General features: G+C 63.9%; 8 protein-coding genes. 5 read left to right on the top strand and 3 right to left on the bottom strand.

The features are described 5' to 3' along the window. Window positions 1–24: 24 nt before the first annotated feature. Window positions 25–1,206, bottom strand: a complete 1,182-nt coding sequence (locus V7116_RS08410) for a cysteine desulfurase family protein (protein WP_324391457.1) — start codon at window positions 1,204–1,206, stop codon at window positions 25–27. Between the two features lie 307 nt (window positions 1,207–1,513). Here V7116_RS08410 and acs point away from each other — a divergent pair, with 307 nt between their 5' ends. The 5 genes from acs to V7116_RS08385 all read left to right on the top strand — a co-directional run bounded on the left by acs (window position 1,514) and on the right by V7116_RS08385 (window position 8,790). Continuing rightward, a complete protein-coding gene (gene acs, locus V7116_RS08405) occupies window positions 1,514–3,613 on the top strand; it encodes an acetate--CoA ligase alpha subunit (RefSeq protein WP_324391456.1) in 2,100 nt (699 codons plus the stop codon). A gap of 168 nt (window positions 3,614–3,781) precedes the next feature. Then, entirely contained in the window at window positions 3,782–4,864 is a 1,083-nt protein-coding gene (locus V7116_RS08400) for a phosphotransacetylase family protein (RefSeq protein WP_324391455.1), read from the top strand. A gap of 131 nt (window positions 4,865–4,995) precedes the next feature. After that, complete coding sequence (gene eno / locus V7116_RS08395) at window positions 4,996–6,288, top strand: phosphopyruvate hydratase (protein WP_324391454.1); 1,293 nt, start codon at window positions 4,996–4,998, stop codon at window positions 6,286–6,288. A 99-nt stretch (window positions 6,289–6,387) separates the two neighbouring features. After that, window positions 6,388–7,857, top strand: coding sequence for a pyruvate kinase (gene pyk / locus V7116_RS08390; RefSeq protein WP_324391453.1), 1,470 nt, complete (start codon window positions 6,388–6,390; stop codon window positions 7,855–7,857). A gap of 15 nt (window positions 7,858–7,872) precedes the next feature. Beyond that, a complete protein-coding gene (locus V7116_RS08385) occupies window positions 7,873–8,790 on the top strand; it encodes an AEC family transporter (RefSeq protein WP_324391452.1) in 918 nt (305 codons plus the stop codon). Between the two features lie 79 nt (window positions 8,791–8,869). Here the strand turns inward: V7116_RS08385 and V7116_RS08380 are convergent, their stop codons facing one another. Together V7116_RS08380 and V7116_RS08375 are read right to left on the bottom strand one after the other, a co-directional pair. After that, the gene (locus tag V7116_RS08380) at window positions 8,870–9,484 is read right to left on the bottom strand and encodes a hypothetical protein (RefSeq protein WP_324391451.1); all 615 of its coding nucleotides are present in this window, start codon (window positions 9,482–9,484) and stop codon (window positions 8,870–8,872) included. A gap of 242 nt (window positions 9,485–9,726) precedes the next feature. Beyond that, a complete protein-coding gene (locus V7116_RS08375) occupies window positions 9,727–11,568 on the bottom strand; it encodes an SH3 domain-containing protein (RefSeq protein ID WP_324391450.1) in 1,842 nt (613 codons plus the stop codon). Window positions 11,569–11,757 lie beyond the last annotated feature (189 nt).

Below are 11,757 nucleotides of genomic sequence, written 5' to 3'. Positions count from 1 at the left end.
AGCCAGAACGTGAGCGGAGAAATGTCAGGTCCAGTTGAGCGAGACGGCCTTGCGCGCTCGCTCCACGACGTCGATCACGATGGTGATCGCCTGCGTGATCTCGTCGGGTGTGGTGTGGCGACCAAGCGTCAGGCGCAGCCCGCCGCGAGTCCAGTCGGGGCCGAAGCCGCACGCTTCGAGCAGGGGCGAGGGCTGCGGGTTGCCGGTTTTGCATGCGCTGCCGGAGGAGGCCGCGATGCCTTCCTGGTCGAGCAGCATCAGCATCAGATTCGCATCCACACCGCGAAAGACGAAGCTGGCATGGCCGGGCAGCCGGTCGACCGGATCGCCCGTGAGCTGCACGGCGTCCACGCCTTCGAGAATGCCGCCGATCAGCGCGTCGCGCAGGGCGGTGAGGCGTTCCGCTTCTTCCGGCAGCGACTCGCGCGCCAGTTCCAGCGCGTGCGCCGTGCCGACGATGCCGGGCGTGTTGTGCGTTCCGGCGCGGCGGTGATCCTCGTGGCTGGCGCCCGTGCTCGACGACAGGAACGGCACGTCCCGGCGCAAGACGAGCACGCCCGCGCCCTTGGGCCCGTAAAATTTGTGCGACGACATCGACAGCATATCGACACCCAGCGCGTCCACGTCCAGCATGAGCTGGCCGGGAGCCTGCACCGCGTCGGTGTGGTAAAACGCGCCGTGCTCGTGCGCGACGGCGGCGAGATCGGCGGTGGGGTTGATCGTGCCGACTTCGTTGTTGGCGTGGATCAGGCTGACCACGGCGATCCCGTTGTCGGGCAGGGCGCGCAGCGCCGCGCGCAGATCGTCGGGCGAAACGCGCCCCACGCGATCGACCGGGACGACGCGCAGCGACGCACCAAGCGTCTCGCGCAGTTGGCGGGCGGTGGCCGTGATCGCTTCGTGCTCGACCGGGCCGGTGATCAGCGTGAAAGGGCGGCCCTGAACGCGCGCGGCCTGGGCGGGGCCGCGCAGGGCGAGATTGTCGCTTTCGGTCCCGCCGCTGGTGAAGACGACTTCCGCCGGGTTCACGTTGAGCAGGTGGGCGATAGAAGCACGCGCGCCTTCGACGGCGCGTTCGGCGGCCTGCCCATAGGCGTGCACGGCCATTGAGTTGCCGTAGCTCGCGCCGAAGGAGGGCAGCATGTGATCCAGGACGCGCGGGTCGAGCGGCGTCGTGGCGCTGTGGTCAAGATAGATACGAGCCATGTTCACTGCCTGTGATTACGTTGATAGCGGTCTGAGAAATAGGGCCTCATTTTACCGCACAGCAGCGGGTTTGTCAGGGGAATGCAATTCGGCAGTCGTGTGTGTGACTTCCCTCTGTGGCGTGATCAAGGGGGGCGGGTATAATGACCCCTGGCTTGGGTACTGAGCGTGCGTGATCACTCCGCCGAAGCTGGCGGCGGCCATATCCGGCTGCCCTTGAGTCCGTCTTTGTAACTCCATTGAACTGGAGAGCGGTATGCTTAACAGCAAGGCCTATCAGTTTAAGTATGACTCCGTGGGAGCTTCTATGCTAGACGCATTTTTTCAACCCAACTCGGTAGCGATTATCGGGGCCAGCGCAACCCCCGGCAAACTCGGTTATACGGTGCTCGCCAACGTGATCGAGTCTGGCTTTAAGGGTGGCATCTACCCGATCAATCCAGGGGCCACAGACATCTACGGCCATCAAGCATACGCTTCCGTTCTCGACCTGCCCGAAACCCCCGATCTCGGTGTCATCGTCATCCCAGCCAAGCACGTTGCCCCCGCGTTGCGCCAATGCGGCGAAAAGGGCATCCCTGCTGTCGTCATTATCACCGCCGGGTTCCGCGAAGCCAGTGTTGAAGGGGCGGAGCGCGAGAAGGAAATCATCGAGATCGCCAAGCAGTACAACATCCGCATCATCGGCCCCAACTGCCTCGGTCTGATCGACACCTACACCCCCATCAACGCCACCTTCGCCGCCGGAACGCCGCCCCAGGGCAAGATCGCGTTCATGTCACAGTCGGGCGCGCTGCAAACCGCGATCCTCGACTGGTCGCTGGCGACGGACGACCTCGCGTTCAGCAAGTTCGTCAGCCTGGGCAACAAGGCCGACGTGAGCGAGATCGACCTGATGGAAGCGTGGGCGGACGACCCCGATACGCGCGTGATCCTGGCCTACGTCGAGGGCGTGCCCAGCGGCCAGAAGTTCATGCAGGTGGCGCGCGAAGTCAGCCGCAAGAAGCCGATCCTGATGCTGAAGTCCGGCGTGACCGAATCCGGCTCGCGCGCGGTGTCCAGCCACACGGGATCGCTGGCGGGCTCCGAAGCGGCCTACGACGCGGCGTTCTTCCAGTCCGGCATTCTGCGCATGAACTCGCTGCAGGAACTGTTCGATAACGCGCGTGCGTTCGCCAACCAGCCGCTGCTCGAAGGCGACCGCATCGCCATCATCACCAATGCGGGCGGTCCCGGCATCCTGGCGACGGACATGCTCGAACGTAAGGGCATGCACCTGGCGCGCTTCGAGAAGGAAACAACCGAAGCGCTGCACGCGGTTCTGCCCGAGGCGGCCAGCGCTCATAACCCGGTGGACGTGCTGGGTGACGCGCTCGCGGATCGTTACGCCCAGGCGATCGAGATCGTGGCGAAGGACCCGAACGTGGACGGTCTGCTGTGCATCGTGACGCCGCAGGCCATGACCGACGTGCCCGCCACGGCGCGCCTCGTCGGTGAGATGTGCGAGAACATCGACAAGCCCATCCTCGGCGCATTCATGGGCGGCGCCCGCGCCAAAGAGGGCGAAGATATTCTGGCGACCTTCAAGATCCCCAACTACAAGTTCCCGGAGCAGGCCGCCGGTGCGTTTGCCGCCATGCGCGACTACCGCATCGCCCGCGAGCGGCCCGAGGCCGAATACGTCACCTTCGACGTGGACAAGGAAGCCGTCAAGGAGACGTTCGCCAAGGTGCGCGCCGAAGGCCGCGTGCAGATCGGTGAACTCGAAGCGCAGGCGGTCGGCAAGGCGTATGGCATTCGCCTGCCCGGCAGCCAGCTCGCAGAGACGGCGGATCAGGCGGTGGAGATCGCCAACCAGTTCGGCTACCCGGTCGTGCTGAAGATCGCCAGCCCCGATATTTTGCACAAGACGGACGTGGGCGGCGTGAAGGTCGGCCTGCGGACGGCGGCGGACGTGCGTGACGCGTTCGACCTGATCGTTTACCGCGCGCAGCGCTACGTGCCCGACGCGCGCATCTGGGGCTGTCTGGTGCAGGAAATGGTCGCTACGGACGGCATGGAAGTGCTGGTCGGCATGAGCCGCGACGCGCAGTTTGGCCCGTTGGTGACTTTCGGGTTAGGTGGTATTCTGGTAGAAGCGCTGAAGGACGTAACCTTCCGTGTTGCGCCGTTCGGTAAGCAGGACGCCGAAGAGATGCTGGACGAGATCCGCGCTCATTCACTGCTGCGCGGCGTGCGTGGCAAGCCCCCGGCGGACCGCGAAGCGCTGGCCGAAACGCTGCTGCGCATTGGGCAGCTCGTGACGGACTTCCCGGAGATCGTCGAGATGGATATCAACCCCCTCATGGTGTACGACCAGGGGCGCGGGGCCATTGCGCTGGATATGCGTCTGGTCCTGAAAGGCTAAGAGTGCCTGAAGCCCTTCATCCATCGGCCCCTTCTCCACCAGGAGAAGGGGAACCGGATGGGGGCGGGCGCTTGTCCCAGGCGGCGAACACGAGGGGGACACGACACCCTATAAACTATTGTACTGCGCGATTGACATCGGCTACTCGTGCTGAGAGGGACCAAAAGAATGAAACGTTTGTACATCACATCGGTGAGCACATATGCTGGCAAGACGGCCCTCAGCCTGGGCCTGGGCCTGCGCATGCAGGCAGCAGGATATAACGTCGGCTACTTGAAGCCCGTCAGCACCCAGCCGTATATGGTGGGCGGGCGTGTACTGGACGAAGACGCGGATTTCGTGCGCCGCACGCTGGGCCTCGACTCGCCGCCGTGGGAACTGTCTCCCGCGGTGATCACGGGCGATATCCTCGACGAAGTGATGGCGGGCACGCTGGAACGCGATCTACTGGCCGATGTCACGCAGGCGGTCGAAGCGGTCAGCGAAGATAAGGACATCGTGCTGCTGGAAGGCGGCGCGAGCATGCGCGAAGGCTACGCCGTCGGGCTGAACACGCTGAGCGTGGTCGAAGCGCTCGACGTGCCGGTGCTGAGCGTGGTGAGCTACAACGGCGAAGAATGCGTGACCGGAATGTGCGTGCTGGACGACGCGCTGGCCGCGCAGAAGCGCCTCGAAGGTCACCTGTTGGGCCTGGTGATCAACGCCGTGCCGCGCGAAGACCTGGCCTACGTGCGCGAGCGCGTGGTGCCGTTCCTGGAAAAGAACGGGATCAAGGTCTACGGCGTGCTGCCGTACGATCCGTACCTGCGCGCGCTGAGCGTGGGCGAGATCGTGTCGGCGCTGGGCGCGAAGGTCCTGACCGGTTCGCACCTGATGGAGCGGCTGGTCGAGCACATGAGCGTGGGCGCGATGTCGGTCGAGGCGGCGCTGCCGCGCTTCCGCCGCCAGCTCAACAAGGCCGTGTTCACGGGCGGCGACCGCACCGACATTCAGGCGGCGGCGCTCGAAACCTCGACAACCTGCCTCGTGCTGACGGGCAACCTGCAGCCGACCTCGACCATCCTGAAGCGGGCGGAGGAGCTGAACGTCTCGGTGCTGCTGGTGCCGGACAGCACGCTCGAAGCCGTGGAAAAGGTCGAGGGCGTGTTCGGCAAGACCAGCCTGGGCCAGCCCGAAAAGCTGAGCCGCTTCCAGGCGATGCTCTCCGAGCACCTGGATTACGCCGAACTGCTGCGCGACCTGGGCATCTAGGTCAGGCGCACGGGCAGGTGATTTGAACATGTTAGATCGGGGCGTGGCGGCTGCTGCGCCCCCATCGCTGTGTCAGCCGGGCGTTTCCGGCGGCCCTGAAGTGACTTGAGACTCACGAGGAGAACTAAATCATGAGCATCATCGACACCATTCTTGGACGCGAAGTACTCGACTCGCGCGGGAATCCGACGGTTGAAGTCGAAGTTTATCTCGAAGACGGCAGCATGGGCCGCGCGATCGTGCCCAGCGGCGCGAGCACGGGCGAGCACGAAGCGATCGAGCTGCGCGACGGCGACAAGAAGCGCTTCGGCGGCAAGGGTGTGCTGAAGGCCGTCGATAACGTCAACGACACCATCGCCGAAGCCATCGTCGGCTGGGAAGCCACCGACCAGAAGGGCATCGACGAAGCGCTGCTCGAACTCGACGGCACCGAAAACAAGAGCAACCTCGGCGCGAACGCCATGCTGGGCGTGTCCCTGGCCGTGGCGCATGCGGCGGCGGCCAGCGTTGGCCTGCCCCTGTACCGCTACCTGGGCGGCGTCTACGCCCACACGCTGCCCGTGCCCATGATGAACATCATGAACGGCGGCAAGCACGCGGCAGACAGCACCGACTTCCAGGAATTCATGATCATGCCCGTCGGCGCGGAATCGTTCCACGAGGCGCTGCGCTGGGGCGCTGAAATCTACGCCGCGCTGAAGAAGGTCCTGAGCGACAAGGGCCACCGCACCACGGTCGGTGACGAGGGCGGTTTCGCCCCCAGCCTGCCCAGCAACGAGGGCGCGATCGAAGTGATCCTCGAAGCGATCCAGAAGGCGGGTTACGTCCCCGGCGAGCAGATCTATCTGGCGCTCGACCCCGCCGTCAGCGAAATCTACGAAGACGGCAAGTACGTCCTCGCGCGTGAAAACCGCAAGCTGAGCGGCGAAGAAATGGTTCGCTTCTGGGAAGACTGGACCACCCGCTACCCGATCATCTCGCTGGAAGACGGCCTGCAGGAAAACGACTGGGATCACTGGGTGATGCTGAACGAAGCCATCGGTGACCGTGTGCAGCTCGTCGGTGACGACCTGCTGGTGACCAACCCCGAGCGCGTGGCGAAGGCCATCGAGCTGGGCGCGTGCAACAGCCTGCTGTGCAAGGTGAACCAGATCGGCACGCTGACCGAAGCGATCGCCGCCAGCCGCCTGAGCCAGGCGCACAACTGGAGCGTCGTCGTCAGCCACCGCAGCGGCGAGACCGAAGACGCGACCATCGCGGATCTGGTCGTCGCGCTCGACGCGGGCCAGATCAAGACCGGCGCGCCGGCTCGCTCCGACCGTATCGCCAAGTACAACCAGCTGCTGCGCATCGAGGAACAGCTCGGTTCGTCGGCGACCTACGCGGGACGCAACGCGTTCCCGAACATCAAGCGCCAACTGTAGTTTTCCGCGTACATCGTCACGCGGACCGAACGATGAGAACTTGGCAGGCCCGGAACACATCTCGTTGCTCCGGGCCTGCTGTGTAAACAAGGGGATGGCATGGAATCGCACCTGGACTACCACAAGCGGACCAAGATCGTAGCGACCATTGGACCGGCATCGTCCGATGTCGGCATGCTGCGGGCGATGATCCGCGCCGGGATGGACGTCGCGCGCATCAACTTCAGCCACGGGGATTACGAAACGCACGCCCGTAATATCGCCAACATCCGGCATGTGGCGGCGGAAGAAGATGCAGTCGTGGCGATCATTGGAGACTTACAGGGGCCGAAGCTGCGGTTGGGCAATCTGGTCACCGATCCGCTGGAGCTGACCGAGGGTGATGAACTGACCCTGACCCCGCACGAAAACGTCGATCCCGAGCAGCCGTTCCTCGTGCCGATGCCGCATCCCGACGTGCTGCGCGACCTCAAGCTGGGCGACCGGATGCTGGTGGACGACGGGCAGATGGAATTCGTCGTGCGCAGCAAAAAGGGCGACTCGGTGCTGGTCGAGGTGGTGACGGGCGGCCTGCTGCACTCGCGCAAGGGCGTGAGCCTGCCCGACACGAGCCTGACGCTTTCGGCCATCACCGACAAGGACCGCGAAGACGTCAAGTTTGCCCTGGAGCAGAAGGTCGATTTCATCGCCATGTCGTTCGTGCGCTCCGCCGACGACCTGCGCGAGCTGCGCTGGCTGGTGCGCCACCTGAACGGCGACGTGGCGCTGATCGCCAAGATCGAAAAGGCGGAGGCGATCGCCAATTTCGATGGCATCCTCGAACACTCCGACGCGATCATGGTCGCGCGCGGCGACCTGGGTGTAGAGACGCCCGCCGAGCGCGTGCCGGTCTACCAGAAGACCATCATCCGGCGCTGCAACGAAGTCGGCAAGCCGGTGATCACGGCCACGCAGATGCTCAACAGCATGATCGAGAGTCCCCGGCCCACGCGCGCCGAAGCCAGCGACGTGGCGAACGCGATCTTCGACGGCACGGATGCGGTGATGCTCTCCGGCGAGACGGCGGTGGGCAAGTATCCGCTGCAATCGATCGAGATCATGACGCGCATCGCGCAGATCGCGGAGCAGTACCTGCGCGAACACCACGATATGCAGTCGCACCTGACGCTGGACGAACTGCGGATCGAGCAGCGGCGCAGCGTCTCGGCGGCGATCAGCCACGTGTCCGACGAGATCGCGGATCTGCTCGATGCCAAGCTGATCGTGGCGAGCACGTGGTCGGGTTATACGGCGCGGCGCGTCGCGCGCGAGCGCCCGCACACGCCGATCCTGGCGGCGACGCCCAGCCGCATCACGTATAACCGGCTGGCACTGGTGTGGGGCGTGCGTCCGATGCTGGTGGAGGAGTTCCGCACCATCGACCAGATGTCCGAGGTGATTTTGCGCACGGCGGGCGAGCAGCATATGGTCGAGCCGGGAGACCTGATCGTCATCATCGGCGGGGTGCCGTTCGGTGTGGGCAACCAGACCAATTTCATGAAGGTGCTGCGCGTCGGCGAACGAGAATAGGATCGGACACGCCTCATGGCCGATCTGTTCTCGGTGCTCTATAACGTCATCAGCCCGATTTTCCTGATCGTTGGCGTCGCGTGGGTCGCGGACCGGCGGATCGGGCTCGATCCCAAGCCGCTCTCGCGGGCGCTCATTTACATCTTCTCCCCGTGTCTGGTGCTGGACAGCCTCGTGCATTCCGATATGGGCGGCGACGAGATGGCGTCGCTGGTCGCGGTGGCGCTGCTGGCATCGATCATCACGGCGCTGGTGGCGTGGGGCGTCTCGCGGGCGTGGCGCTTCGACCAGCGGCTCGAAAGCGCGTTCATGCTGGGGGCGGTCCTGATCAACGCCGGGAACTATGGCCTGCCGCTCAACCGTCTCGCGTTCGGCCCAGAGGGGGAAGCGCGGGCGATGATCTACTTCATCGCCACGTACATGATCTCCAATTCGCTCGGCGTGTTTCTGGCCGCACGCGGCAGCCGCTCGACGTGGGAAGCGGTGCGCACCGTGTTCTTCATCCCGCTGCCCTACGCCGTCATCGGCGGGCTGCTGCTGAACGTGACGGACATCGCGCTGCCGGGGCCGGTCAACGAGGCGGTCGGGCTGCTGGCGCAGGCGTCGATCCCCGGCATGATCGTCGTGCTGGGGATTCAACTGTCGCGGGCGCGGTTCGCAGGGCGCATCGCGCCGATGATTGCGGCGGGCGGGGTGCGGCTGCTCGTGTCGCCGCTGATCGCTTTGGGGCTGGTGCTGCTGTTTGGGCTGACCGGGGTGTCGAAGCAGGTGGCGATCGTCGAGGCGGCGATGCCGACCGCCGTCATGAGTAGCGTCCTGGCGACCGAGTTCGGCGCGGATTCGGACTTCGTGACGGGCGTGGTGCTGCTGACGACCCTGGCGAGCATCGCCACGCTGAGCGTTCTGCTGCTGCTCGTCGGGTGGAGTGGATGATCAACTTAGAGAAGGCGAAGAAGAACTGCTAGCGATCGGGCAGCATTCAACAAAGCCAAAGCTGATCAGTTGAAGTCCGTTACTTGTCGTACTTTGTTTTCGCCTTCTCAACCTCACTATTCAAATACCTCCTCTGCAGAAGTATTGCGCCGATGAAGGGAACTGCACCTATCAGAACGCTCACCAAGGTGTATTCGTGATCGACGCTCTTCATAAGTGCCTGCAACAAAAAACTGATGCCGATATACGCCAATGTGGCATTGATAAAGATCACCATTCCGGTGAGCCCGGTTATCCCGATCGTTAGTGATCCCATCGCACCGAATTGCGGTTTTCTATCATCTGTGGAAAAAGTCAAGTACTCTTCAATTTCGGGAAATTGTTGAACGAAGTAGCGGCGAATTCGATTAAGTCCGCGTGTGTACCGCACTGTTTGAATATGCGTTTGGATAATGCGCCGCAACGTTACTGTTCCTAGATACAGCAATGCCAGTGCTGTTAAGCTGACGACAATGAAGAAGATCGGCGTGTCGAATGAATTTTGCCCGTCAGAAACCAGGGCAACGATACCTACTGCACTGGAGACCAGGATCAGAAAAAAGTTAAAGCGGTTTTGGGCCTGTTCTACCTGACTGGTTCTAAACTCTTTGAGAGTTTCGTACTCAGCTACCAAAAAATCTTTTGGTGAGTCCATGATTTCCCCTAAAGATATTTTATTCTGTCGGGAAATTAACCACTTGAATCGTGCAAAATTATACTATCAAACCTGATAGAACAGAATCAGCGTTTGGATGATAGTGGCGGGATCGAGTTGGAAATGACGACGAAAGGCAAAAACACGCCGGACCAGTCAAGCGACAGAGGGAATAGAGGCATTCGAGGGGCGTATCATTGCAATACGCCCCTACGCGATCGAGGACATGTGTCGGCCGGGCGTCAGGAGCCGGTCGCGCCCCACAGGTGGACGGTGCTGCCGGGGCCTTCGTAGGTGATGAAGGCGAGCGTTGTGCCGTCCGGGCTGAGGATCAGGCTGCGCACGGCAGTACCGGGCGCCGCGCCGAGATCCGCCAGCGTGCCCACTTCGTTCCCCGTGGTGATGTCCCACAGGTGCAGGGTCGTATCGCTTTCGGTGTCCGCTGCCGCGCCACCTGCCGACGCCAGGACGTTCTGCTCGATGCCATAGGCCAGCGCCAGGACCGGATCGCTGTGACCTTCCAGCTCCAACGATTGATCGGTCCCAATTTCCCACAGGCGCACCACCGTGTCGTCCCCGGCGGCGGCGAGCCACGTGCCGTCTGGCTTAAACAACACGGCGCGCACGGGCGCGGTGGCGTCGTCGTACGTGGCGGCCAGCGTCCGGCTGATCACGTCCCACAGCCGCACGGTGTTATCGACGCTGGCGGACGCCAGCAGCGTGCCGTCGACGTTGAAGGCCAGATCGGTCACCATGCCCGTGTGCCCTTCCAGCGTCGTGATCTGCTCGCCGGTCGCGGCATCCCACAGCCGGATTTCGCTGCCGTCGCCGGAATCTTCATCGCCGCCCGCCGACGCGAGCACCGAACCGTCCGGGCTGTAGGCGACGGCGCGCACCGGGGCGGTGTGGCCCTGAAGCACGCCGATCTGCCCGCCGATGGCGGTGTCCCACAGGCGCACGGTGCCGTCGGCGTGGGCGGTCGCCAGCCTGCCGGTGAGCGTATTGAACGCGGCGTCATAAACGGGGCCGTTGGGCACGCTCAGCAGGCGCGGCGCGAGATCGAAGTTGGTAGTGTTGAACAGCCAGATGCCCTGCGCCGCCGTGATCGCCAGCGTGCCGCCGTCCGGCGACCACGCGATCTGCGTCACCTCGTCGTTGAGCGCGAGGTCCACGAAGCTGGTCAGATTCTCGATGTTGTCCAGCGTGAGCGGCACGCGGTCCAGCGGCAGATCGTACTGGGCGGCGTCCAATGGCACGACGGTGCCGGGGGCGGGGGTGATCTCCAGCGCTTCCGTTCTGGCAGGCTCCGCCGAAGACTCGGTTTCCCCGGCGCTGGGTGCGGCAGGCAGCACGCCTTCGGGCGCGAAGGCGTAGGTGTCGTCCGTGCCTTCGGACACCCAGCCGACCATCGAGGCATATTCGACGCGCCACCACGCCTGCGACTCGCCGCACTGCGGGCCGTCCAGCACGTCCACGACATCACCCGGCGCCACTTCCCCGATCACGGCGCTGCTGGTATTGGGGGCGCTCCACATGACCGGCGCGGCGATATCCGCGGCGGCGCGCGCCTGGGCATTCACGACCAGACGCGAGGGGAGAGCGTCAGGGCACACGTCTATGGCTTCAAATGTCGCGTTCGGGTCGAGGGTCACGGCGGGGGCGGCGTTTGGCATCGCCGTGGGCATGGGCGTCGCGGTACTCGCCGTGCCGGATGGCGTGCGGGTGAGGGCAGGGGTGGCGGTCGTCTGCGGCGCTGCTGCACCCGTGCACAGGATCAGCGCGCCCCCGGCAGCGGGAACGCGGTAATCGTAGCTGATCCCGTTATAAGTGAGCACGAACCGGTAGGCGCTGACCGATCCGCCGCCGGAGGTGGGCGCGTTCGCGCAGCCGAGGCTGGCATCGGGGTAGGTCACCTGATCCCAGCGCCACGTCTCGAGCGTGTCCACGGTCACTGCCGCGCCGACGCGACTGCTGAGATCGGCCAGAACGTCATTGAATACGGGTGGTAAATCCTGGGCGGAAACGACGGCGAGTGGAACGAGCATCACCAATACGCACACAACCAGAGCCGATCGTTTTAACACGACACTCTCCTCCTACAACTCCTATACACTTGTCCGTTTCAGATTGTAAGGGTTAGCGAGGGCGTTGAAAAACCCTCACTCCGGCACTGCGCGCCCCTAGTAACCTTCGTCGTCTACAAACTCGACCGGGCTGTCGCCCTCCGGCACGGCGTCGTATTGGGGCGGGGCGACGGGCGGCGCGGTCTGACG

The sequence above is a fragment of the Aggregatilinea sp. genome (assembly GCF_036822615.1).
GTDB lineage: Bacteria > Chloroflexota > Anaerolineae > Aggregatilineales > Aggregatilineaceae > Aggregatilinea.
The sequence above is the reverse complement of the archived record's forward strand: the minus strand, read 5'-3'. Positions and strand labels throughout refer to the sequence as shown.

Excerpts from the sequence above, each read along its gene's own strand:
- acs (WP_324391456.1), top strand. The coding sequence starts at position 1,514 with ATGCTAGACGCATTTTTTCAACCCAACTCGGTAGCGATTATCGGGGCC.
- V7116_RS08385 (WP_324391452.1), top strand. The coding sequence starts at position 7,873 with ATGGCCGATCTGTTCTCGGTGCTCTATAACGTCATCAGCCCGATTTTC.
- V7116_RS08400 (WP_324391455.1), top strand. The coding sequence starts at position 3,782 with ATGAAACGTTTGTACATCACATCGGTGAGCACATATGCTGGCAAGACG.
- eno (WP_324391454.1), top strand. The coding sequence starts at position 4,996 with ATGAGCATCATCGACACCATTCTTGGACGCGAAGTACTCGACTCGCGC.
- pyk (WP_324391453.1), top strand. The coding sequence starts at position 6,388 with ATGGAATCGCACCTGGACTACCACAAGCGGACCAAGATCGTAGCGACC.
- V7116_RS08410 (WP_324391457.1), bottom strand. The coding sequence starts at position 1,206 with ATGGCTCGTATCTATCTTGACCACAGCGCCACGACGCCGCTCGACCCG.
- V7116_RS08380 (WP_324391451.1), bottom strand. The coding sequence starts at position 9,484 with ATGGACTCACCAAAAGATTTTTTGGTAGCTGAGTACGAAACTCTCAAA.